26 protein-coding genes and 1 pseudogene are annotated in these 23,691 nt (G+C 45.0%); 10 read left to right on the top strand and 17 right to left on the bottom strand.

Annotated features, from left to right (window positions below; genetic code table 11):
- Nucleotides 1-206 (top strand): annotated as a pseudogene (locus tag RIC07_RS10890) (hypothetical protein); the annotation flags it as partial.
- Nucleotides 207-891: 685 nt separating this feature from the next.
- Here RIC07_RS10890 and RIC07_RS10885 read toward each other — a convergent pair.
- Nucleotides 892-1,134: a hypothetical protein gene (locus RIC07_RS10885; RefSeq protein WP_446394534.1), complete on the bottom strand. Its 243-nt coding sequence runs from the start codon at nt 1,132-1,134 to the stop codon at nt 892-894.
- A 34-nt stretch (nt 1,135-1,168) separates the two neighbouring features.
- Between RIC07_RS10885 and lipB the strand changes: the two genes are divergently transcribed.
- Nucleotides 1,169-1,834 (top strand): lipoyl(octanoyl) transferase LipB, encoded by a 666-nt coding sequence (gene lipB, locus RIC07_RS10880; RefSeq protein ID WP_446394533.1) that lies wholly within the window; start codon nt 1,169-1,171, stop codon nt 1,832-1,834.
- Here lipB and RIC07_RS10875 read toward each other — a convergent pair.
- A complete protein-coding gene (locus RIC07_RS10875; RefSeq protein ID WP_446394532.1) occupies nt 1,831-2,829 on the bottom strand; it encodes an adenylate/guanylate cyclase domain-containing protein in 999 nt (332 codons plus the stop codon). The genes lipB and RIC07_RS10875 overlap by 4 nt on opposite strands.
- Before the next feature lie 152 nt (nt 2,830-2,981).
- Nucleotides 2,982-3,722 carry a DUF3120 domain-containing protein gene (locus RIC07_RS10870; RefSeq protein WP_446394531.1) on the bottom strand — a complete coding sequence of 247 codons (741 nt, stop codon included), beginning with the start codon at nt 3,720-3,722 and terminating at the stop codon, nt 2,982-2,984.
- A 293-nt stretch (nt 3,723-4,015) separates the two neighbouring features.
- Between RIC07_RS10870 and RIC07_RS10865 the strand changes: the two genes are divergently transcribed.
- Nucleotides 4,016-4,990: an undecaprenyl-diphosphate phosphatase gene (locus RIC07_RS10865; RefSeq protein ID WP_446394530.1), complete on the top strand. Its 975-nt coding sequence runs from the start codon at nt 4,016-4,018 to the stop codon at nt 4,988-4,990.
- A 335-nt stretch (nt 4,991-5,325) separates the two neighbouring features.
- Here the strand turns inward: RIC07_RS10865 and RIC07_RS10860 are convergent, their stop codons facing one another.
- Nucleotides 5,326-6,510, bottom strand: coding sequence for an RRXRR domain-containing protein (locus RIC07_RS10860; RefSeq protein WP_446380821.1), 1,185 nt, complete (start codon nt 6,508-6,510; stop codon nt 5,326-5,328).
- A 208-nt stretch (nt 6,511-6,718) separates the two neighbouring features.
- Entirely contained in the window at nt 6,719-7,441 is a 723-nt protein-coding gene (locus RIC07_RS10855) for a TerC family protein (protein WP_446394529.1), read from the bottom strand.
- 174 nt (nt 7,442-7,615) lie between these two features.
- Between RIC07_RS10855 and psaM the strand changes: the two genes are divergently transcribed.
- A complete protein-coding gene (gene psaM / locus RIC07_RS10850; protein WP_071777246.1) occupies nt 7,616-7,711 on the top strand; it encodes a photosystem I reaction center subunit XII in 96 nt (31 codons plus the stop codon).
- A 524-nt stretch (nt 7,712-8,235) separates the two neighbouring features.
- Nucleotides 8,236-8,628 (top strand): slr1601 family putative cell division protein, encoded by a 393-nt coding sequence (locus RIC07_RS10845; RefSeq protein ID WP_446394528.1) that lies wholly within the window; start codon nt 8,236-8,238, stop codon nt 8,626-8,628.
- Nucleotides 8,629-8,712: 84 nt separating this feature from the next.
- On the opposite strand, the gene RIC07_RS10840 is transcribed toward RIC07_RS10845, so the two are convergent.
- On the bottom strand, nt 8,713-9,417 hold the full coding sequence (locus tag RIC07_RS10840) for a tetratricopeptide repeat protein (protein ID WP_446378378.1): 705 nt from the start codon (nt 9,415-9,417) through the stop codon (nt 8,713-8,715).
- Between the two features lie 493 nt (nt 9,418-9,910).
- Here RIC07_RS10840 and RIC07_RS10835 point away from each other — a divergent pair, with 493 nt between their 5' ends.
- On the top strand, nt 9,911-10,375 hold the full coding sequence (locus RIC07_RS10835) for a hypothetical protein (RefSeq protein ID WP_446378376.1): 465 nt from the start codon (nt 9,911-9,913) through the stop codon (nt 10,373-10,375).
- Nucleotides 10,376-10,386: 11 nt separating this feature from the next.
- Nucleotides 10,387-10,941: a glutathione S-transferase family protein gene (locus tag RIC07_RS10830; protein ID WP_446378374.1), complete on the top strand. Its 555-nt coding sequence runs from the start codon at nt 10,387-10,389 to the stop codon at nt 10,939-10,941.
- A 411-nt stretch (nt 10,942-11,352) separates the two neighbouring features.
- On the opposite strand, the gene RIC07_RS10825 is transcribed toward RIC07_RS10830, so the two are convergent.
- The 9 genes from RIC07_RS10825 to RIC07_RS10785 form a co-directional block, all read right to left on the bottom strand.
- Complete coding sequence (locus RIC07_RS10825) at nt 11,353-11,490, bottom strand: photosystem II reaction center protein K (protein ID WP_006103223.1); 138 nt, start codon at nt 11,488-11,490, stop codon at nt 11,353-11,355.
- Nucleotides 11,491-11,612: 122 nt separating this feature from the next.
- Complete coding sequence (rpmA, locus tag RIC07_RS10820; protein ID WP_446339739.1) at nt 11,613-11,900, bottom strand: 50S ribosomal protein L27; 288 nt, start codon at nt 11,898-11,900, stop codon at nt 11,613-11,615.
- 41 nt (nt 11,901-11,941) lie between these two features.
- The gene (gene rplU / locus RIC07_RS10815) at nt 11,942-12,385 is read right to left on the bottom strand and encodes a 50S ribosomal protein L21 (RefSeq protein WP_446394527.1); all 444 of its coding nucleotides are present in this window, start codon (nt 12,383-12,385) and stop codon (nt 11,942-11,944) included.
- Nucleotides 12,386-12,689: 304 nt separating this feature from the next.
- Entirely contained in the window at nt 12,690-13,595 is a 906-nt protein-coding gene (locus RIC07_RS10810; RefSeq protein ID WP_446394526.1) for a sulfotransferase family protein, read from the bottom strand.
- 101 nt (nt 13,596-13,696) lie between these two features.
- Nucleotides 13,697-14,455 carry a sulfotransferase gene (locus RIC07_RS10805; protein ID WP_446394525.1) on the bottom strand — a complete coding sequence of 253 codons (759 nt, stop codon included), beginning with the start codon at nt 14,453-14,455 and terminating at the stop codon, nt 13,697-13,699.
- A gap of 172 nt (nt 14,456-14,627) precedes the next feature.
- Nucleotides 14,628-15,812: a glycosyltransferase family 4 protein gene (locus RIC07_RS10800; RefSeq protein ID WP_446394524.1), complete on the bottom strand. Its 1,185-nt coding sequence runs from the start codon at nt 15,810-15,812 to the stop codon at nt 14,628-14,630.
- Nucleotides 15,813-15,853: 41 nt separating this feature from the next.
- Complete coding sequence (locus RIC07_RS10795) at nt 15,854-17,863, bottom strand: ABC transporter ATP-binding protein (protein ID WP_446394523.1); 2,010 nt, start codon at nt 17,861-17,863, stop codon at nt 15,854-15,856.
- Nucleotides 17,864-17,900: 37 nt separating this feature from the next.
- Nucleotides 17,901-19,109 carry a glycosyltransferase family 4 protein gene (locus RIC07_RS10790; RefSeq protein WP_446394522.1) on the bottom strand — a complete coding sequence of 403 codons (1,209 nt, stop codon included), beginning with the start codon at nt 19,107-19,109 and terminating at the stop codon, nt 17,901-17,903.
- A complete protein-coding gene (locus tag RIC07_RS10785; protein WP_446394521.1) occupies nt 19,097-19,303 on the bottom strand; it encodes a hypothetical protein in 207 nt (68 codons plus the stop codon). The genes RIC07_RS10790 and RIC07_RS10785 overlap by 13 nt, the downstream gene beginning before the upstream one ends.
- A gap of 235 nt (nt 19,304-19,538) precedes the next feature.
- Between RIC07_RS10785 and gloB the strand changes: the two genes are divergently transcribed.
- The 3 genes from gloB to dnaB all read left to right on the top strand — a co-directional run bounded on the left by gloB (nt 19,539) and on the right by dnaB (nt 22,459).
- A complete protein-coding gene (gene gloB, locus RIC07_RS10780; protein ID WP_446394536.1) occupies nt 19,539-20,312 on the top strand; it encodes a hydroxyacylglutathione hydrolase in 774 nt (257 codons plus the stop codon).
- Nucleotides 20,313-20,440: 128 nt separating this feature from the next.
- Complete coding sequence (gene rplI, locus RIC07_RS10775) at nt 20,441-20,899, top strand: 50S ribosomal protein L9 (protein WP_006103244.1); 459 nt, start codon at nt 20,441-20,443, stop codon at nt 20,897-20,899.
- Nucleotides 20,900-21,112: 213 nt separating this feature from the next.
- Nucleotides 21,113-22,459, top strand: a complete 1,347-nt coding sequence (gene dnaB / locus RIC07_RS10770; RefSeq protein ID WP_446375523.1) for a replicative DNA helicase — start codon at nt 21,113-21,115, stop codon at nt 22,457-22,459.
- Between the two features lie 168 nt (nt 22,460-22,627).
- Here dnaB and RIC07_RS10765 read toward each other — a convergent pair whose 3' ends face one another.
- Complete coding sequence (locus RIC07_RS10765) at nt 22,628-23,179, bottom strand: FKBP-type peptidyl-prolyl cis-trans isomerase (protein WP_446394520.1); 552 nt, start codon at nt 23,177-23,179, stop codon at nt 22,628-22,630.
- 26 nt (nt 23,180-23,205) lie between these two features.
- The gene (locus RIC07_RS10760) at nt 23,206-23,529 is read right to left on the bottom strand and encodes a phasin family protein (protein ID WP_044209078.1); all 324 of its coding nucleotides are present in this window, start codon (nt 23,527-23,529) and stop codon (nt 23,206-23,208) included.
- Nucleotides 23,530-23,691 lie beyond the last annotated feature (162 nt).

The raw sequence follows: 23,691 nt of genomic DNA, 5'->3' as shown, positions 1-23,691 counted from the left end.
GCCTGAATCGAGTCATGGCTAGACTGCCCCATACTTCAGAAACAGCCATTGCTATTACATTTTTAGTAATGAATCTGTCTGCCCTGCTACGGCAGGTTTTTTGTCTTTTTTTGTTTCTTTCCACAATCAGGTATTTTTCAGTCTTTAATTATGATCAAACCTTATCATTAAGAGGAAATAAAGCCGGAAATATTTATATTGCTTAACAGTTAAACAACTAATTAGTCCATCGGTTATTTTTCTCCGACTTATTCAGCAAGCCCTACATAGTCTCAGGCTTCCAGATGACCGCTCTCGGAATTCCCCAGAATCCCTATCAGGGATTGAAACGCCTCCTACCCCGAACTCTGCTGGGCGATTTCAACTCGGAATTCCCCCTCATCCCCTAACCCCTTCTCCCTCCGTGGGGAGAAGGGGAACCGGATTCTCTTGCTCCCCTCTCCCGTGCAACAAAAGCGAAGCATCCTCTGTCATCCCTCCTCACGGGGGGAACGAGGGGGGTTGGGAGAGCTCACAAGGGTAGGTTTTTTAAGATTGGGGTTGAGGTAAGACAAGGAAGACAAGTAGACCAGTAGACAAGGAAGAGTTTTAACGAAAAATCGGGCGTTTCGGCTTTTAGAAGTTAGTTTGACCGAACCGAATTCTGTACGGTTTTTCCCCCTTGTCTTCTTTCCATCCTTGTCCTCCTTGTCTTGTCCCCACCCTAAAATAAAAAACCTACACCTGTCAGGGTTGGGAGAGAGGCTGGGGGTGAGGGGTTAAAGTTGACAATGAAGGCTTTGCGCCCCTACAGTTTCCGGGCTAATGGTTAATTCATCTTGCAAAAGGTGTGCCACGCCACTACAATTTGGCGACAATTTGGCGATGGCATTTCCAGATATTTGGCAGAATTCAATCTGAATTCAAACGCTTGTTAATCTGGTTCATCAGTCCAGTAAACAGCGCACCTGCCATTAAAAGACCGATCGCGGGAGTAAAGACAGGATTCCACAAGCTATACCACACGTCTAATCCCAGTGAAACACCAATCGATCGCCCCAACAGTGCGATCGCGAACCAGAAGAAGCTGAATAAAACCAGGAAGAAATCAGCGACTAATAACTGATTTACCCAATAGATCAGTTTGTCTTTCATAATAGGTAAGTTATCTTCAGAAAATAGGACGTGAATGGCACAACGTCAATGCTTACTATACAATCAAGGACTTATACCGTATACTGTCGCCTGGGAACAACAGCGATCGCTTCTGTCACAACGGATTAACGATCCCACCCTTGATGATGTTCTCTTATTAATGGAACATCCACAAGTCTATACTTTAGGTCAAGGTGCAAGTTTAGACTTCCTCAAGTTCAACCCCGCAGAAGCGGATTGGGAGGTTCACCGTATAGAACGGGGAGGTGAAGTCACTTACCATTGTCCTGGTCAACTCGTCGGCTATCCCATTCTCAATTTACGATATTATCAGCAAGATTTACATTGGTATCTGCGACAGTTAGAAGCCGTCTTAATTGAGGTGTTGGCGGTTTATGGACTCAAAGGCGATCGCGAAACCGGGATGACGGGCGTTTGGCTAGAGGGACACAAGGTTGCCGCCATTGGCATTAAAGTCAGTCGTTGGATTACCATGCACGGCTTTGCCCTAAATATTTGCCCTGACTTAAGCGGGTTTAAGCGCATCGTCCCCTGTGGAATTGCCGATAAACCAGTGGGGAGTCTTGCCCAGTTTATTCCTAATATTACCGTAGACCAAGTCCGCCCCATAGTAATTGCCAAGTTTGCCGAGGTTTTCCAGGTTAGGTATCACAACTCAGACCGATTTAACCCGGTTTAAGTCAAGTTTTCCGAACAGCGAGTCGCTAAGAACTTATTCAGATCAGCATAGGTTCCCGCATAGGTAGTGGTTGGCTTCTCATACCCTTTCAGGCTAACAATATGTTGTTTAAAGCCCAGATTCTTGTATCCTAGCTGTTCCAGATAGCTATAGGTATCTTCTCCTAACGCAATATCCAGACCAATTTGTTTCGTCGCCGACTCCAGACGAAACGCCGCATTCACTGTATCGCCAATTGCTGTATAGTCAGGGCGATCTCCACTGCCCGTATTTCCCACCATTGCATAACCCGTATTCACTCCCGTGCCAATGCGTAGTGGGAAAGGTAGGGGGTACTGACTGGAAAGGGATGCCGTCATCCTGTGCAAATCGCTAACCGCTTGCAACACATTCATCGCTTCGTCTTTACTCACCCCTTTATGCCCATGAAACCAAATTGCCATCACCGCATCGCCAATATATTTATCCACCCAACTTCCCGATTTGCGGATAATATTTCCCGATTGGCGAAACCAGGTGCCAATCACGGCAGAGAGAATCTTTTCATCCAGTTGGCGAGTTAGAACCGTAAAGTCGCGGATATCCACCACCATCACCGACATGAGGCGGCGCACATGTAACGTAGAGGTTAGGGTTTCACTACTTGCCGGTTGGCTATAATCGCGATCGCGGTTACGGGTATCGGATGGCGAATGAAATTCCAGTTCAGTCTGACCAAACATCAGCTGATCGCCATTTCGTAATGTCACCGGAATACTCACTCGGCGTCCATTCACGAAAGAACCATTGCGACTTCCCAAATCAATTAGATAGAAATCACCAGTTTCAGTACACTGTAACATCGCGTGATTTCGGGAAATCCAACGATCTGAGAGGACAAAATTGTTATCATCTCCGCGACCAACTGTCCAGCAGTTACTACCCACCAGGGGGAGGTAGCGGTTACCTGTCTCAGTCGGTAGAAGTAAATAGGGAGTGGATCGTAGAGTCACCACAGGCACAGAAGCAACGACGGGTTAAAAAATAAACAGAGGATTAAGTCTATATCCTAGTAGATGCATTCTGAAGCCAAACGAGTGATTCCGGAAACTTCACTGCCCTTATGGTTTGATGTCAATATTTGTTTACTGTAGACATTCATGAGTTTTTATTGCAGTGTAGCTGCTAGCCAAAATAGGCTATCTACCAAAATTGTACTCAATACTGCCCCACTAAATGCCCACCACGGCAATCGCCCTCGGGTCAATGCCCCACATCCTACTAATCCTAGTGTACATCCTAAAACCGCTGCCCAGCTAATTCCCCAAGGGGTTTGTACTTGTGCGATCGCCTCTTGCAAGATCGGGGTGATCAAGGCTGGATCAACGTCCATGATCTGACGCCAGTAGGGAATCAAATCCGTTAAATAAAAATATACATCGGTGAGAGCCGTCCCGAACAGAGAACCCAGGTAAAACAAATTACCTACAGCGCCTCTACCCCGCCATAACCCCCAAAGGGCAAACGGTAGACCAATGGCTTCGATGGGTAAATGTAACAGAGGTTCAGCCCGCAGCCAGCCCCAATAGATTGAACCGGCTAGCCAGCACCAACTAAAACCCAGTAACAAATCTCCCCATACTCGCATCCCTGGACGCGCCAGTAGCTTGAATCCCAGCCATATCCATCCTAAGGTCAACAGTAAACTCAACCAGGGAAGTTGCCGGACTAATGGCGCTTGCACAAACACAGGGACAGAAACCAGAAATGAGGCAGCGGCAAACAGCCACCAGCCTTGCACTCTAGCTTTTGAGCCTATCCCTAGACCATTCAGGGGACTACGGATTGACATCAAAAGCCAAACCTCTTCTGATGGATTGGAGTAGTTGGAGGATGTATCAGAAAACATACTATTGCGAAACACGATTTCTTTAATTTTCTTTACTTATGTTTACATATCTCAATATATCATGAGCATTATCCCCCCTAGGGGGATATACATCCTATTATAGGGTACGGCTAGCACCTCCAGAAAGTTTGCGATCGCGATCAAGCTATGCCAGAATTCCGATTAAAGCGGGTAACTGGTAATTAGTAATTAGGGATTGGGAATTTTAACCAGCCTCAGATCCTGACTGTTCCCTGTTCCCTTGTCCTCATGCTCAACTTGAATTATGTCCGACTACTTATCCGACTACTTACATGATCAAATTGCAGTGGCGGTGGTTCAAATTTTTAAGGATTAGCCTTCTGAGTGCCTTACTCACCATACCGTTGAAGAGTTTTGCCACCACCATTACGACAGACGTAGCCGTACCCACAACCCAATCCACCTCCCAGATGAACATAGTTCAGGCGTTGGTACTAGGAATGGTGCAGGGGTTAACGGAGTTTATCCCGATTAGCAGTACAGCGCATTTAAAAGTCGTGCCTGTGGTATTAGGCTGGGGTGATCCAGGGGTGGCTTTTACGGCAATCATTCAACTGGGAAGTATTGCCGCCGTGCTGTGGTATTTTTGGTCAGACTTATGGCAAATTTCCACAGGCACAATTCAAGCAATTCAGAGGAGGGATTACCAAGCCAACGATTTTCGCATGGCGGTGGGTATCGGCTTGGGTACTTTACCGATTGTCTTCTGTGGCTTGTTAATTAAGATATTTATTCCCGATTTTGATAATTCGCCCCTGCGGAGTACCGTCGCGATCGCTTGTGCTTCAATTTTTATGGGGCTGCTGTTGGGCGTTGCCGAAAAGATCGGTACTAGAGAGCGCAATTTCGATAAATTGGGGATGCAGGATGGCATCTTGATGGGATTTGCTCAAGCCTTGGCACTCGTTCCTGGCGTATCGCGATCGGGTTCAACAATTACAGCCGGCTTGTTTATGAGGTTAGAACGAGGAACAGCCGCCCGCTTTTCCTTTTTGCTGGGTATCCCAGCGATTACCCTAGCGGGGTTAGTCGAGTTAAAAGATTTATTAGAATCCGGAGTTGGGGAGGGGGGATTCATGCCTCTCACCGTGGGCGTGATATCATCAGCCGTATTTTCTTATGCTGCGATCGCGTGGCTGATTCGTTACCTACAAACTCGGAACACTTGGATCTTTGTCTGGTATCGCGTCGCCTTTGGTGTGGCAATTTTAGCCGCGATTATCGCTGGGGTAATGCCCGATAGTTAGGTAGTGAGGGGAGGAAGCAGGGGAAGCAGGGGAAGCAGGGGAAGCAGGGGAAGCAGGGGAAGCAATGTAGAGACGTGCCATGGCACGTCTGGAAGCAAAGACATTCTGATGAAACATCTTTTGTAGGGGCGGGTTTTACCATTAACGTTTCGTTTTCACCCTGATATAACTAAACCCGCCCCGACCTAACCGTTCACTTATCACAAATGACAAATGACGATCCTCAATTTCTCCCCCCTACTTACTCAACAAAATCGCGGGAATCCTCGCCCTCAACTCTCGTAGGGCGAGGAGGGATAGCGGGATGCCGGAAGAATGGAGGCATCCAACTTTTTTTACGCTACGCATAAGCCATTATTTCTCCTGATTAACTCAACTTTACTAGGAGCAAATTGCCCGATACGCTTCCAGGTGTAGTCGCAAACGGAAATATTTTTGGTCTTTTTGGTATCGGTAAACCCGCTGACGTAGCCAATGTAAACTTTCCTAGCTTTTTCGGCTCTAACCAAATCACCAATCCTCACTCCAAAGGGGGTAATCGTCCCACCCTTACGCTTTCTGACCCCCGACTTATCCGGGACTTCAAAATGTAATTGGCGGCGGAAAAAGCCATACTCTTTCCCCCGCTTCACCGCGCCAGGACGGGTGATGATTTTAAATGGGGAAGGGGTCACGGTAACGTTACCCTTGTGGGTGTAACCGTGGGAGTTAGAGCCAGTAAACGGGACATATTTGACAAAATACCCACAAGCCAGTGTCACCCCATCAACCGCGTGGGTTTCCGGTTTGGCTATGGACTTGTTCGCCCTATCCTTCTCTAACCCTAGTTGGGTTCGGAGCTGAGATGTACCATTCCCATCCTTTTGCCAGCCGTGCCGGATATAGACAGGGGTGATACCCTGAGCTTGTCGAAGGGCGATTTTTTCCATCTGGGATATTGCCCAATCCTGACCCACCATGACCGGAGAGAACCCCTTACCCGACTTGGCACGCTTACGTTGGGAAAAGTCTATGTCGGCTCTGACCCTCTCATACCCAATCGCCGCCACCGGGAAGATAGCCGCCAATTCTTTGACTATCCGTAACTCCAACTGTCGAGAAGCTTTGATGGATGGGGGTATTTTGTGACCTTTGCGATTGTCAAACCTGCATTGCCGATGGTTGCGTTGATTGAATGGGACATCTCGGTTAATCCGCCGAGATCGCCGTGACCGTCGCAACATGGCACGGGTTTCCATCCGTTTTTTGACCCGCCCAAACGGAAGGATAAGATGCAGTTGTAGCAGGGTACATTTAGCCGACTGGACACCGACACCGGAGTAGGACTTACCCGGATCGACTCCTACCGCGATTGGTTGCACGTCCTCAGCCGATGGTGGTGTGGTGAGCTGGACGTAATAGACGCCAAGGTCTGACCACTTCCCCACTGCCTTACCTTCCTTGACCCACCGTCTAGCCCTGGATGGTTTGGTGGGCATTAAAGGTTTTCCTTCTTTACTAACTACTGGAACACGATTCATAGATATAATCCACTCGTGTAAATGTTTACGTCTCTTAAGGCATTGGTAAGGGTGTATCCTGGACTTACCCAGTTCTCAGAGATTCCTGAACCTACATTTAAGCCAAGCTAGAGAAGTGCTTGGAAGTGGTTATCCCTTACCAACTCATGCCCTATTCATGACTTCCTGGCAGGTTCCCTCTGCCAATCCCTAACCTCAACGAAGTAGGTTAGGGTTCATGAAGCTGTTCATTAACCTCTGGTAGTGAGTTGTCTACTTCATTCATGCGCTGAGAAAATCCCCAGAGGAAGATCAAGGCAATAATGGTAATCATCAACCATTCGGGCGGCACGAATTCGGGATTAATCGCCCGAACCAAAAGTCGCAATCCGACTATACCAACGGTAATGTAACCCGCATCCTCCAGGTTGACATACTCCTGCAGCCAACGGATGAATAATCCTGCCATAAATCGTAGGGTAATCACACCGATGGTGCCACCTGCCAGAACCAGCCAGATTTGGTTAGAAATCGCGATCGCGGTGGTGACACTATCTAAGGAAAATGCTAGATCAGTAATGGCGATCAGAGGAATTACTTGTAACAGCGATGTAAATCGGGGTCCATGATGGTGATGTTGTTCATCTTCCTCGGAGGTGAAATGCTCGAAGACTAACCAAAGCAAATAAGCAGCGCCGAGGAGTTCAAATTGCCAAAACTTGACCACCCACGTTGCCGTCAGAATCAGACTAATCCGCAGAATGTAAGCCACCACCAAGCCAAAGTTCAGCGCTTGTCGCTGAAGTTGCTTGTCTTCTAACCCTTGAGCAATTGTTGCCAGCGCGATCGCGTTATCGGCTGACAGCACGGCTTCGAGGGCAACCAAAATCAGCAGGACTAAGGGGGCTTCTATTCCTAGATTGAACGGTAACTTAAAAACTTGATCCAGCATTAATGAAATAAATAATGATTTCGAGTATTGACGAGGATGTAAGCTGCTCTTGCTCGGCAACTATGAGCCTTCTGTTAACTAATCTTAACGTGTTGCCCGAAATTTCTGCCGAAAACGGAGCAATAGCCAGTAGACTAAAGGTCATATTGATGTTTAATTAGGAGCTTGTAAACCATGTCCCTTTCAGATACCCAAGTTTTCGTCGCTCTTGTCGTAGCGCTCATTCCCGGTATCTTAGCCTTCCGTTTAGCTACGGAACTCTATAAGTAGTTCTCATTCCCAATCTGGCTGGGAACTGGCAAGGATGAGGGGTGTGATGTCCACCCTTGTCTTGTAGATACGGTTTGAGTTGCACCCCTCATCTCCTAATTCCGGATAATGGCAGCAAAATGCTGTAAAGTATCTGACTATCCGCAGCAGAGTATTGCCTGAGGAAAACTCTTTGTCTATGATCTGAACGTTAGGCACATTAGGCGACCAGCTCGATCGTGTCAGTCGGTGGACTGGTGAGTGCCGACACTGCCAGGATGAAGCTGAAAGAAAATGTTAGCGATTGTCAACCTTTTGGCAACGGACATACCTTCAATCCCCCCCTAGGCGTACAGTTTAAAAGCACGAGTCTGTAACTATCCAGACGAGAGGCGAACGCTGGCGCGTCAAACGTCGTTAGTCAATAAGGCGGTAGGGGTCTTACCAACTTTTTTTTGTACAAGGGAAGCGATACTTTTTGCCGAGCTTTCCTCTGCCGCTAAATTAAAGACGATAACGGGAGTCTCCAGCGAGTTTTTTTTGAGATGAATGCGATCCCAACCTCTCGACCCACTCGGCAACCTTTACCAACCCGCCGCAGGGTTCCTCGCCAAGAACGTCGTCCACGGCGGCATTCCTACTCCGTCGTGGCGGGTGAAATTACGGTTAAATTAGTGGTAAATCTGATTCTTTGTTCTGCCGCGATCGCGGGATTGGCACAACTGTTGCCCTATCATCTGTCCCAAAAGGCGAAGTTGCAAGAAGTACGATCAGAAGTGAAACGCACCCAAAGCCGGGTTCAGAAACTCCGCAATGACTTCGGCGAAGCGTTTGATCCGGCACAAGCTAGACGAGTTATGCAAGATCAAAGTTATCGGGTTGATCCAAATCAGCGTCAAGTCGTCTGGGAAGATCGACGTCTCATGCCCGATAACTAAATAGGGGCTGCTGAATAAATTTCGGGGTGGGAAGAGGCAACAGGGAACAGGGAACACTTTCAACCCCCTGGTGAGGTTTGAAATTCATGCGCTTAAGGGATCAAGTAACTCACCCATCCAGGTTTCAACTTTCTGGCGCAGACGACCCGAAGTTCCTGATACAGGGAGTTGAGAGAGGGCGCGTTGATAGTCAGCGATCGCGCAGTTCCAGTCTCCCCGCAGGTGATAGGTACGACCTCGTTCGGCATAGATGTGGTTTTGTAGGCATCCCAGGATTAAAGCCAAGTCCAGGTTTTCGATGGCGAGGTCATAAAGCCCTAATTCCCGAAAGGTTATGGCTTGGTTAATCCAAGTGCGAACATTACGCGGATTGAGATCCAATGCTTTTTCGTAATCAGCGAGTGCTTTGGCGAGTTGTCCCATGGCAGCATAGTAATTGCCGCGATTATTGTAAGCGCTGTCCAATTCGGGATTGAGTTGTAAAGCTCGGTTGTAATCGTCTAAAGCTTTTTGACGCTGACCCATTTGGAAGTAAATCAATCCTCGGTTGTTATAGTCAATGGCGTGGGTAGGATGATGTTTAATTGCCTGACTCAAAAGCGCGATCGCACTCCTGTACTCTCCCTGTTTGGCTTTGCGTTGAGCTGAGGTGCGTAAATTTTTAATCGAAAGGTGGTTAGGGGTTCGAGGGGTTAGTGTAATCGTGGGTAAAGGCTGGGGTTTCCGGCGGGACATGGGAATCCATTGTCTATTCTCTTCATCGCCTTTGATAAATACATGAGCGTTCATAATCGTTCTCCAACAACACCTGCGGTCTATCTACAATCAACCTTAAGTCTGGCTGCACCCCGCGAGTTGGTGTCGGTGTGTCACTTCCTGAGGCGTCTTTAATCCTCTTAATAATCACCAGCCAACCCAACGTATTGATGTTCTATGAGAAATCTACAGCACAACTTAGTTGCTTTCCTGAAATCTTAATGAATGAAGCTGAGTCATTCCCTCTATCCTGGGTGTTGTTCACCCCGCTAGCTGTGTGAACTTACAAAAATTGGCACAATCGCAATCAGCACTCAAACCTTTATTGCCATCTGGCGATGCTCCGTCCCCCAACCTTACAGGGCTAACGGTAACGTGCCAGAAATCTGCAACGTTTCTTTACATTCCCCAGCAAGTGATTGCTAAGTCTGACTCACAAATAAAGAATGTCCAGTCGAGAAGGTGGTAAAATGCAACCCAAGTAACTGATTGGTTTGGGTTGGGAATAGTTAAGGACACTGAAAATATGGCAACCACAACAGCATTACAGAATGCTCCTGACGTTAGTGCGGATAACTATTTAGTGGTAGGGTTAGCCACCTGCTTCTTAAAACAAGAGGGTGAAGTGGAGGAGGTGAAAATCCTGGAACCGATTCCTTCTGCGGCTCTGGAGGCAGTTCTCAAAGGGATTCCGACCTCCTATTCCATGGCGCATGGCACCACACTGGGCGAGGTTATCAGTGGTGACACCCCAGAAAAACCGCCGGAATTTCCCGCCGAGGCTCATTTTTGCGACGATTTTATCGCCCGCGCGATCGCAGCAGCTCGCACCTACAAAACTCGTCCGGAGGCACAAGCCCACATTCCCCCCGGTACAACACGCGATGATTTTAACTACTCTATCGAACGCAAGCGGGTGCTGAATCAGATACGAGTTGTGCGTAAGGAAGACGACGTTAAACAGCACGAATACACTCACAAAGTTCTATAACCCAAACGACGATGCTGAAACTTTATGGTGGCTCCCGCAGTCGGGCGTCAATTGTCCAGTGGTATTTAGAAGAACTGGGTGTTCCCTACGACTATGTACTGTTGGACATGCAAGCTGGAGAACATCGCCAGCCGGATTATCTGGCGATTAATCCGATGGGAAAAGTTCCCGCCATTATGGATGAGGATTTCCAACTGTGGGAGTCGGGAGCAATTTTGCTCTACTTGGCTCAAAAATATGGCAACCTGAACGGATTGGAGGAGCAAGCAACCATAGCTCAATGGATTTTGTTTGCCAATGCGACGCTTGGTCCGGGAATTTTTGTGGAGGCGAGTCGAGAGCGGGAAATGCCGAAATTATTTCCCCCGCTTGAGCAACGTTTACAGAATCAACCGTTCTTGTTGGGAGATAAGTTTAGTGTCGCTGATGTGGCTGTGGGATCGTATTTGAGTTATATCCCGATCATGTTACAGCTTGACCTGAGCGAGTACCCAGCTATCTCAGACTATATTAAACGCCTTGGCGAGCGATCGGCGTTTCAGAAAACGATTGGCGGACGCAGCTAAATAGGGGCTGCTGAATAAGTGTTGTGGTGAGGGGGAGCGGGGGAAGTTGGGGAAGCCAATGTAGAGACGTGCCATGGCACGTCTGGGAGCTGGGGGAGCAAGGGCACATTTTTCCTGAGCAAGGTGATGCCATACAGTTGAAGGATGCTACCCGATTCCCTTGAATCAAACCCTCTATCAATAAAGCTCAAAGCATTTATGGCTAAGGGTTTGGACTTTGTGCAGCAAGCCCTAAATATATAAAGCTGTAGACTATGAATCAGGACACCCCTAACTGGAATGCTGCTGACTTAAGCTGGGTTCGTAGTAGGCACGAAGCGTACCAGAAGCCTTCGCATCGCTTACTACAAACTCTAAAGTCAGTGCCATTTCCCCTAACTGGGTGTCCTTGCCATAATTGATTTTATTGATTTACCGGAAACCCACAGCCGCTTGCCAAACAAACGCTAGCAGCAAGAAAAAGACGGGGATGACTGGGAGAACGTCTACGATAGGGTCAAAGATAGAGTAGGCTTCAGGCAATTTCGCCAACAGCATGGCTGCTTCCATAGTTAAGTCTTCCTTTCTAAGCGAATTTTCAGAATTGAAAAGTATCTTAACATGAACTGGGTTACAACTGAGCTAGCTTCAGGGGGTAGGTTGAGTCTAGGGAAGAGACCCAACCTACTAATCTAAACCTGAGCTGTTGCCAGTTCAGCTTCAGCCGCAACTGGATAAATGCTCACTTTCTTGCCAGATTTACCCTTTCTCTCAAACGTCACCGTGCCATCAATCAGGGCAAATAGAGTATCATCTTTGCCACGACCAACATTGGTGCCGGGATGAAATTTGGTACCCCGCTGACGCACTAAAATGTTACCTGCTTTGACAACTTGACCGCCAAAGCGTTTAACTCCTAGCCGCTTGGCATTAGAGTCACGACCGTTACGAGTACTACCTGTACCTTTCTTGTGAGCCATAGTCTCCTCTTGTTTTAATAGTGTGAGTGGATCTCCTATTCTTATTCTGAAGCAGTTTCCGATGTTGCTTCAGGAGCTGACTCCTCCGCTTCTGGTGGCATTACCTCCACAGGCGTCGCCGGAGTCGATGTTTCTGTGGATTCAGCGCTAGCACCCGCTAACACTGAACCATTCATACTAATAGCATCAACCATCAGACGGGTAACTTCCTGGCGATGTCCCCGCTTTTTGCGGGTTTTCTTCTTCGGCTTCATCTTGTAGACCAGGATTTTGCGATCGCGAAAATGCCGCATTACCGTGCCTTCAACGGTTGCTCCATCAACCCAAGGCTGACCAATGGTGACGTCACCATTATTTTCAACCAGCAACACCCGTTCAATCGTAACTTTTTCGTCGGGTTCAACGGGTAGGAGTTCAATGTCGTAAAAACGACCCGGTTCAACTCGTAGTTGTTTTCCGCCTGTCTCAATAATTGCGTAACTCATGGAATTGTCCTTAAATGTAGCCGTACAGGTAGCTAGCTCATTAGTAGGTTAGGACTAAGACACAACATCAGATATACAAGCGACAGCACTGTCTAGCTTAACACTTGTACTAAGCCTAACGACTTTTCCTTAGTCCTAATCCCGTAGAGAAGCGATAAATCGCTGTGACTCTCAGGCTTTGAGCTGCTTTTGCTAGATCTTTACCTGATCCGAGCAGGTGTAGAAAGGCAGCTTCTCATCTTGCCTTATAAATGCTGAATTTGTCAAGTTTTAGCAAAGTTTTTCTGCCAAAGTCGCTTCAGTCTCAATACTCTAACCATTTTGATAAATCTCGCTGAAGCAACTCTTGAAGCTGAAGAATGTCTTCTCTATAAAATTCGACGAGTTGCTTGCGGACTTCTTGTGAAACTTTAGGTTTAACAAGATTTCCATTGTTAACAGTGAACGTAATTTGCTGGCGCAGTTTCTCAGAAAACAGTGGCTTCAACATCGATTTAATTGGGTTGGGTTTGTTAAAGAGTGTATATAAAGTTTTATTTTTTGGAGCGCGGCGGGATTCTCTAACCCTTTCGGATAAACAAGGAATAAATGTTTCGTTAACTTCTAGAAATTGAAAAATGTCTGGCAAAATATTGAAAAGATTGTTCTGAAAATCTTCATAGATATAAACTTTAATCTGATCACGTTCAAACACATCAACATAGCGTTTCAGTTGGACATAGTATAACCCCCGTTTTTTGTAATGCCAAAAAGGCCACCAGTTATCTAATATTCGCTGTTCTTCTTGTGCAAGAGCTTGGGCAAAATCTGTTAATGGTTCACGACCTTGGTAGACCAAATGTAAAAAATTTGAATAAGCTCTATCAATTGGATTGCGAAGCATAGTAATCAGCTTTACATGAGGAATATAGTGTTTTATCCGTTTGACCGCATTCGGGCTGTAAAGGTAGATTGTAGATGCTTCACCAATCGCTATTTCATTGGTTACTTTATTAAATAGTGCTTGATAGGCATCAATATGAGTCACAACTGACTTGGCTTCTTCAGAGTCATCGGGACCGCAAAAATTTAATGTTTCTCCTTCATAGGCAAAAAACTTTGGTTCTTTTGCAGGACTCATGTAAATTTGCGGATGCTGCTTTAAATATCTGTAAAGTGAAGTCGTTCCTGTTTTCGCCGCCCCTATAATTAAAAAATTAGGCATTATCATATTTTTAACTCCTTGAAATCAGTTTATTTGGATTGAATTAACAAAAATAATAAATAAAAACTTAATTTTATTTATTAATCAACTCATGTAATTGCCAATGTTTACTCTTTATAGTTAGCTAATTTACATAATTCTTCATAAATTTCATAAGTCTTTGCCGATACAGGTTCAAATGAGTCAGAATTTTGTAATGAAGCATCAGGAAAGTTACGGTCTACGTTGCCATCAATAAACTCTTCAATTTTATCAATTCCTGTCCCTTCTAATACTTGGTTATAGTGAATAAATAACCATTTACCTTTGTGTATATGAATTTTCAAAATGTGCTGATACATGAGTTCCCATACTTGCAATGCTTGACCAAAATTTATTGAAAAATTATGTAAATATTTTTGCTTTTCACGAACTTTCAGTATGCTGGAAGCAGTTGCCGCTGGATGTCTAAATATACACAAAAATACAGTATCCATTAAAAATGGTCTCCAGGCAGGCAATGTATAACAGAAGCGAGGATCTTTAAAGCAAAAAGGTTGTTTCTGCGTTAATGATTCTATTTTTTCTGCTATTCCCTGAGAACAATGAACTTTTTTTTCCAAAGGTATTCTGGCAAGCCAGCGTTGATTTCTAGTCGGTCTGTTTTTGAAAAAATTTCCAATTATTCCTCTTGGTCGTGCAGGTACTACCTGACTCAATAATTCTTCATTAATAGCTTCAACATTTTTTGATTCAAAATAGCCCTTAGGATTGATTCGAGTTGGAGACATTATCCTATCTCCCATGAAATATCCTGCACCATTCAGAGTCCCAGCCACCATACTAGTGCCACTACGTCCTGAACCTAATATAAGACAATTGAACATTTGCTATTTTCCTCCTAAATTTATTCCAATGTAACAATATTTTTTGATTTAACCTCAATTCCAACCCTTTTAAAACAATATTTTTTTCTGGTATAGTAGGTTTGATGAATTACAATAAATTTTACTACGCTTTAGGTCTAATACTTTAATTTCATAAACTATCATCCCCTAATTACAGGATATAACTTTTTTCAATGTGATCTATAATTATTGCTAATCGATTCTCCCAAGAAAACTGACGTGCAAAATTAATCTGTTCAACATAACCATCAATTTTTCGAGGATAATTGTCTAACACTTGCTTAAGGCATTGAGCGTATCGAGTTGAATAATCGGGTTCACACCAGCCAGCAATAATATTTGTCTCTTTAAATTCCATTAAGGGAGGTATCTCTGTTGCTACAATAGGAGTTCCAGACGCCAAATATTCAAAAAATTTGAGGGGTGAGGTAAACGTTGCTGCTTCGCCCGAACAGTGAGGATGAGCTAAGATATCGGCAGCTTGCAGTAAACTAGGTAAATGTTCGTGCTGAATGTAACCCAAGAACGTAACATTATCCGCTTGCTTTTCCCTGGCTAGTTGCCGATAGGCTTGTACCTGTGATTCATCTCCTCCGGCAAAGGCAAATTGAATCTGGGGTAATTTTTGAGCGACATCAATTAGCAGATCAACCCCTTTAAATCTATACAATCCTCCTGAATATACTACCAACTTTTGTCGTCCCTCGGCTAGCAACTTTTGTCGCCATTGTTTAGCTTTGTCAGGTTGTCGAACTAGAAATGATTGATTAAAGCTAAGATGAAGCTTGAGGATTTTATCTGGTGGCATCCCTTTTTGAATCATTTTATCGCGTACAGGTTCGGCAACTGTGACCGCTACTTGAAAGAGAGGATTCTGGACAATTTCTGGTTCATATTTATGGTTGGGATAGTGTTCTCGCTCGTAAATAACTGCAATGCCCGATTTAATCGCTATTTTTACCAAATTCCAATCTAAAGTATGCAAAATTTTAGTATGAGGAAAAATATGAATAGGAAAATAGTACTTGCAGACTATCGTACTGGGGTGAGTCCACTTTCCTCCAATTCGACCAATGGGCCACGGCATAGCGAGGGGAATAACTTTAAGTTTATTGTCAATATTGTAATATTTAACGATTTTTTCCTCTGGCTGGCTTAGGCGAAACGGATAAATCCAGTCAATGGGATTAAGGGATTGCTGTGGTTTCTGAAGATAGACTAAGACAGCGGGATAGCCTAGGTTTGCTGCTGCATTAGCAGTATTAACATCATGAACTATATGAGCTTCTGGTTTAGGTAGGACATTTCTTGTGAAAAAAACATAATATTTATTCATCGGATTGTTATATTTTTTTAAGTTTTTGAAGAGGATAAAGCTTATTTTTTCACCATTCTAGCACTATTTTCAAACAATTCAATAGTATTGAGAATATTGATAGCTGAACTATACGATTCTTCTAGTAATTCATTCTCTTCTTCTGGAGTATCTACTAAGTCATCCGCTAACAACCGGATAGAACCGAGCATGGAATTGAGCATGGTTCGGACTTCGTGAGAGGCTTTCATTAAAGCAGGATTTGTGGTGGGCGTACCTTGAGGATGTTCAGCAAATTGCATCTGATACAACCGTGCATAATATCCTCCTTTGCGTAAAAGTTCCTCATGTTTTCCGACTTCCATCACACACCCTTTCTCTAAAACTGCAATTTGATCAGCGTTTTGCACAGTGGAAAGGCGGTGAGCAATAACCAGAGTTGTGCGATCGCGACTCAATTCCTCCAGCGCTTCTTGCACCAAACGCTCAGAAACTGTATCTAATGCACTCGTAGCTTCGTCCAGAATCAAGATATCCGGATTTTGTAAAATAGCGCGAGCAATAGCAAGGCGCTGACGCTGTCCTCCTGATAATAACACCCCGCGATCGCCAATCATTGTATTAAACCCCCCAGGGAGTTGTTCGATAAATTCTAAGGCATTCGCCCGTCGTGCTGCTTCAATTACATCTTTTTCGGAAGCATCTGGTCGAGCATAGGCAATATTATCGTGAACCGAGGTATTAAACAAAAACGTATCTTGGCTAACAATTCCCATATTATTACGGAGACTTTTGATATCAAACTCCCGTAAATCGATTCCATCTAGGGTAATACTCCCCTCTGTGGGATCATAAAATCGTGGTAATAAATCTGCTAACGTTGACTTACCGGCACCCGATGCTCCCACTAACGCTAATGTTGTCCCACGAGGTAAGTCTAAATTAACCTCTTTTAACACTACCTTGTTCGGTTGAGTCGGATAGGCAAACGATAGCTGATCAAAATAAATTCCTTTTTTCAATGGATGATAAGGCTGAGAACCCGGCTGCATAAAGGGCTTATTATCATAACGCAAGAAGTCATGTGCTACTTCCACACTGGCTGAACTATTCGCTAAGGAACCCCTGGCTTTATTTAACTGGGAAATTAACGGTAAGAGCCGTTGCAGTAAGATGAGAAAACTTAGTAATACCGCAGATAGAGCCTCTATCTGACTAGCAAAAAATATTCGCCCCATAAACACAATCCCCAGCAAACCGACAATGCTAGTCACTTCACCAACAGGTCCTATGGCTGCATTGTTTGCCTGAGACTTAAAATCCGCCTTTTCGCGATCGCGGATTAGCTTCCGGATTCTTTGATACTCTCTCTCATCATTACCAGTAGATTTAACCAGTCGAATTCCGCTTAACGTTTCTAGCACGGCAATCGAATAAGCTTTTGACAGACTTGATAGCTGTTTACCAAATGCTTTGGCACGACTAATTGAGTATTGATTGACTAACGCAACAATAGCCACTAGAACCGTTGAAGCCAACGTTAATTGCCAGGAAAGAGCCAGTAGCAAGGCGAGAAATACTAGGGCATTCGTCACCGTCACCATCATATTCAGTAGGGTGCTGACTTCTCCAGCGGCTCGACCAATTTCTGTACCTAGGCGATTCACTAGATCGCCGACTTTCATGCGAGAGTAAAAATCTATATCTACGTCTAGTAATAATTTCACACCAGCTTCTCGTAAATCACACGTTATTCGGCGTCTCAACGAACTGGAGGCTAATGTACTGGCATAATTAGAAAGATTTTTTAAAATAATTAGTCCCACAATAGCTCCCGCCATCGCTACCAGTCGATAATTTCCCGGCAGGTTATTAAAGGGAGACATAATCGCCTGGAGAATGGGCGGACCACTTTTTAAATCTAAATCTATACCTAAAAGATTTAAAACGATCGGAGCGATTAGGGCTGTACCAATACCGTTAAATAATCCACCCGATAATCCTAAGAGAACCGTTGTCCCCACTCGAATCGGATATCGTCTAATAACTTTTGATAATAAATTTGAAGCCATAGAGTCTTATTTTCTTTAGTAGGATCAATACTTAAAACTATAATTGACTAATCACTTCAGATAGTATATCTGCCATTTTATCTATACTGTAACACTCCATACACCTTTTCCTCGCTTCTTTTCCTCGCTCAATTGCTTCTTGGTAGTTTTGAAATATCCACCGAATTTTATCAGCAATTTGTTCAGGAGAACTGGCATCGACTAAATAACCCGTGTCTCCTAAAATTTCTGGAATGTCGCCAACGCGAGTGGATAAAATTGGTTTGCCCATTGCCATCGCATCAGTTAATTTCAGCGGAAACTGAGCTTTAGCGGCTGGAGTATCTCGCTGAGGAACGACCACAATATGAGCTGCTGCAACGACTTCAGGCATTGCTAACACAGGTAACCTTGGTAGCTTGATAATCCAATGCCCCCATTTTTCCATGAGTTGATGGTCATAATCATCGTAAGGACTACCCCCAACAATTACAAGCCTTAAGTCGGACTCATTTAATTGATCAAGCGCGATTAAAACATCTTCTACACCTTTATAAGGGCGTGGCGCTCCTGGAAACATGAGAACTCGATAGTTAGCCAGATCATATCGTTTTCTACTGATTTCTGGATTATACTGACTGGGATCGAATACTGTCGTATCTTTGCCCTGAGGTAGATATACACCACCAAAACGTTCTTGCATGAAATGAGTGTGAGTTGTGATCACATCAGCTTGGGAAGCCAAACCTTCTGTCAACCTTAAATAAACAGGATGATTAGGATTTCTAAGAGCGCCTTCAGGTTTTAAAATATCTCTAGCGAATTGTTTTAAGCTAGGACGGTATGTCCAATCATCACCTCCATACCAACTTAACTCCCAATCGTCTATATCTAAGAGAACAGGACATCGGGTTTTAAATTTTTGAATAAGGGCAACCCCAAAACTGGTTGGTTTTAATTTGCTGGCATAAATAATATTTCCTTGAATAGTCTTAATTAGAGTATTCAAGGAAATAATGAATTTTGGATAATTATAAGCGGGAATTGTAATAATAGGAATTTCAGAAAGCGGACTATCTGAACTCTGCTCGTGGGGAACAAATCCTATAACTTCGACTTCATAATTAAGTTTCTTGAGAGCTTTATACAATAAAAAAGGTCGCACGGCACCGCCCCACCTGCCCGATCCACTGCTCGATAAGTCACTGACAACTAAGGAAATCTTTCGCTTGGGTTTCAACACGTTGGTCTTTTTTAACTGATCCACTGTAGTCGTCCCATTTGCCGTTCATCCAAGACCCGATTAATATAACTACGTTCCTCTTCGGTAACTTTATAGTCAGAAAGCATCGTAGTCACCAACTGAAGATACTCCCAACGGCTCAATTGACCTGTATCGAGAATCCGATCAACAATTGAGGCGATCGCGGGACTAGAGGGGCGTTGAATAGTTACTGCCATGGGCGGTTAGTCTTTTTTAGCGGTGACCTAGATTTTCGACTACGATAGCCTAGTTAACCGAGGTTCGTCATCTCAAGCTGAGTGAGTGGCAGTAGAGATAGGATGAAGGTTAAAGGCTCTTGAGTATTTCCATTCTAATCTAATGCCTATTGACACGATTTGCCATTGAGGTGGTTTATCTGTCAAATAGGGAAAATGATTGATAGCAGACTTTTTTGAGGAGGAACGATTTAATATGCAAGTCCATCGACTACCAGCCCTTTCAGATAACTATATCTTTTTGCTGCATGAACCCGAACAGAACATTGCTGCTGTGGTTGATCCAGCCGAGGCTCAACCTGTATTACAGCATCTGGAAAAACTGGGTGTCGAGTTAGTAACAATTTTTAACACTCATCATCATTGGGATCATGTGGGTGGAAATCAAGAGTTAATTCAGCGGTATCCTGATGTCTGTGTCTATGGGGGAACCCAAGATCGGGGCAGAATTCCGGGACAACAGGTATTTTTACAAGAGGGAGACGAGGTTCAGTTTAGCGATCGCACGGCTGAAGTCTTTTTTGTTCCCGGTCATACTAGCGGACATATTGCCTACTATTTTCCCCCTGTCACCAGCGATGATGTGGGTGAATTATTCTGTGGTGACACCATATTTGCCGGAGGATGTGGCAGGCTTTTTGAAGGGACACCCAAGCAAATGGTTGATTCCTTGAGTAAGCTGCGAAGGTTACCGGATAACACCCGTGTCTGGTGCGCCCATGAATACACCCTAAAGAATCTTAAATTTGCCCAAACCGTTGATCCCAACAACCCAGACCTGCAAAGCCGCTATACTGACGTTGAAGCGGCTCGTCGTCGAAAAGAGGCAACAGTCCCCTCCTTACTGGGCGTCGAAAAACGGACGAATCCCTTTTTGCGCTGGGAACAACCGACACTCCAAGAAGCAGTTAAGAGTACAGAACCTGTGCAAACCTTTGCCCGATTGCGGGGAATGAAGGATCAGTTTTAACCCAGTAGAGACGTAGCATGCTACGTCTCTACACCAGGAGTTGCACTCGGATAGCAAATTTTCGTATGATTGGAATTCTGAGTGAGCATCAGTATTTAAGTCAAGCAGCCCGTACCCAAAAAAAGACAATGGCAAAACGTGTACAGTTAGTTTTAAATCAAGACGTTAGAAAGCTAGGCAAATCCGGCGAACTGGTGGATGTCGCTCCTGGCTATGCTCGTAATTATTTAATTCCCCATGGGATTGGAACCTTAGCCACTGCTGGTATTCTCAAGCAAGTTGAGCGGCGTAAAGAACAAGAGCGACAACGTTTACTCGAAGAAAAGCAGCAAGCTGAAGCCCGTAAGACAGCATTAGAAACCATAGGTCGCTTTACCATCCGCAAGCAAGTCGGTGAACAAGAGGCAATCTTTGGTACGGTTACGGCAGCTGATGTAGCAGAAGCCATTCAAGAAACCACAAACCAAGAGGTAGATCGTCGGGGAATCACGCTTCCCGATATCAGCAAGCTCGGTTTCTACAAGGCACAAGTCAAACTGCATCCAGAAGTTACGGCGGTTATAGAAATTCACGTTGCTCCGATGTAGAGACGTAGCATGCTACGTCTCCGGATGTAGGGGCGGGTTTTACCGATAACGGTTTGGCACTGTCCCGATAACCTAACTAAACCCGCCCTTCCAGGGGAACAAGGAAAGAGGAAATTAAATTAGAGTTACCTGCAAGTAGTATGAACCTTACAGCCCTCCGCTCCCCCGCTCCCCTGCTCCCCTACCCTCTGGTTGTACTCGCTATCTCTGGCGATGGCTTCAAACTTTAACCTTTCAATCATCCCTAGCTCTGTACCGCCTCAAAACATCGAGGCGGAGGAGTCTATTTTGGGTGGGATCATGCTTGATCCTGAAGCAATGAGTCGAGTGGTAGATTTATTATCTCCAGAAGCCTTCTACGTTAGCGCTCACCAAGAAATCTATAGATCTGCCTTTATTCTGCACCATGAAGGTAAGCCAACGGATTTCATGAGCGTTACCTCTTGGTTATATGACCATAAATTATTAGACAAGGTGGGGGGTCAGAGCAAGATAGCGCAGTTAATTGAACGCACGGTGTCAGCCGTGAATATTGACCGCTACGCGGCGTTGGTGATGGATAAGTACCTGCGCCGTCAACTTATCCAATCGGGAAATGAGATTGTTCAATTGGGTTACGAGACACCGATGGCGTTGGACTTTGTTCTTGAGCAAGCGGAACAGAAAATTTTCAATTTGACTCAGGTGCGTCCACAACAAGGGTTAGTGCCAATCTCTGAGACATTAATTCAAGCCTTCCAAGAAATCGAAACGCTTCATGAAGGACTTGCCTTACCCGGTATACCCTCTAATTTCTATGACTTGGATGCGATAACGGGTGGGTTTGGGCGCTCTGATTTAATTATTGTGGCAGGAAGACCCTCAATGGGTAAAACTAGCTTTGCGTTGGCTATGGCTCGCAATATTGCTAACAGATTTCCTGTCGCAATTTTTAGTTTAGAAATGTCCAAGGCGCAATTAGTCCAGCGGCTTTTATCCAGCGAGGCTGGCATTGAAAGTAACTATTTGCGAACGGGGCGAATTACTCAAAATCAATGGGAACCCCTCTCCCATGCGCTGGGAACGTTATCAGAATTACCCATTTATATCGAGGATACGCCTAACCCCACCGTTATGCAGATGCGATCAAATCTGCGGCGTCTCCAGGCAGAACAAGGGGGAACGCTGGGATTGGTATTGATCGATTACTTGCAGTTAATGGAAGGGAGTGGTAGTGAAAATCGAGTCCAAGAACTGTCTCGGATTACCCGTTCTCTCAAAGGGTTAGCCCGCGAACTGAATACTCCTGTGATTGCCTTATCTCAGCTTAGTCGAGGGGTAGAGGCGCGGACGAATAAGCGACCGATGATGTCTGATTTGAGAGAGTCGGGTTCGATTGAGCAAGATGCGGACTTAGTGATTATGTTGTACCGGGATGAGTATTACCATCCGGATACCCCTGATCAAGGGATCACAGAAGTGATTATTACCAAACATCGCAATGGTCCCATTGGTGTCGTGAAGTTGATTTTCGACCCTCAGTATACTCGCTTCCGCAATCTTGCCAATCCCAATCAGTGATTATTTCGTCATTTGTCATTTGTCATTCGTCATTTGTCATTCGTCATTTGTCATTTGTCATTTGTCATTTGTCATTCGTCATTTGTTCGTCATTCGTCATTCGTCATTTGTCTCACCAGCCGCCTTGGGTTTAAACCCAAGGCTAAAAGCTGAAGCTAAAAGCTTAAGTCAGCTAATTTTTAGTAATTCCACATCAAAAATTAGAGTCGCGTTAGGCGGAATCACGCCACCTGCACCACGGGAGCCATACCCCAATTCCGGGGGAATGATCAGCCGACGACGTCCGCCCACTTTCATCGTGGCAACGCCTTCATCCCAGCCTTTGATCACCCGTCCTGCACCGAGTTTAAAGGAAAAGGGACGGTTGCGATCGCGGGAACTATCAAACTTGGTGCCATCCTCCAGGGTTCCGGTATAGTGAACCACAACGGTTTGACCTTTTTGGGGTTGTGCGCCTTCACCTTCTTTGAGTTCGACATATTTCAAACCCGATGGTGTGGTTACAACCTCCTGCTCGGTGTTCTGTTCCTCAGTTGAATCCGTACTCATAGCAATTGATTGATTTTCAGGGATTGGTTTAGCCTGGGTAACTTGGGTTAGGGGTTGAGGTTGGGTTGGGTTGAGTTCGTCGGCGGTTGCACTCCCACGGCTGAGTTGAGTCACGACCAACAACAATCCACAGGCAACAATAACACCTAAGCTGATTAGAATATCTCTCAAAATCTATCCTCCTATTCAATGTTTGATTAACGCCACAGCTTATTTTCTAGATCCCGCACTTGACGTTCCAACCTATCAATGCGCCCCCGCAATTCATCCACTTCTGTTTGCCGAGGCACACCTAACTCCTGCAACAGATGCCGTAGCTGTCGTTCCATGTTGACTTCAAAGTTACCTTGTTCCGATTTGATCTGCTGCACCATATCATCAACGAATCCTTGGGCTTGCTCTGGATTAATTTTTCCATCTTTTACCCATTCATCACTAACTTCTCGTAGTTTGTCTGCAACCATTGAGGTTGTGCCTACACCAACCATCAATAACTGCTTCAGCCAATCTCTATTATCCATACGCTGTTCCTGTAACTCGGTGGCTAACCCCAGGATAGGGGAAGGGAGGTTGATTCCAACCCCCAGTTCCATTTTGTGCTATCTTGCCCACAACTGCTGCCGTATTTACCCGCCCTAAAGCGAGAAGCAGGGGCAGAAAAGCGACTATCTTTGACTTGAAAT

Source organism: Coleofasciculus sp. E1-EBD-02, from assembly GCF_040218245.1.
Classification (GTDB): domain Bacteria; phylum Cyanobacteriota; class Cyanobacteriia; order Cyanobacteriales; family Coleofasciculaceae; genus Coleofasciculus.
This window is presented reverse-complemented; position numbering and strand designations above follow the sequence as displayed.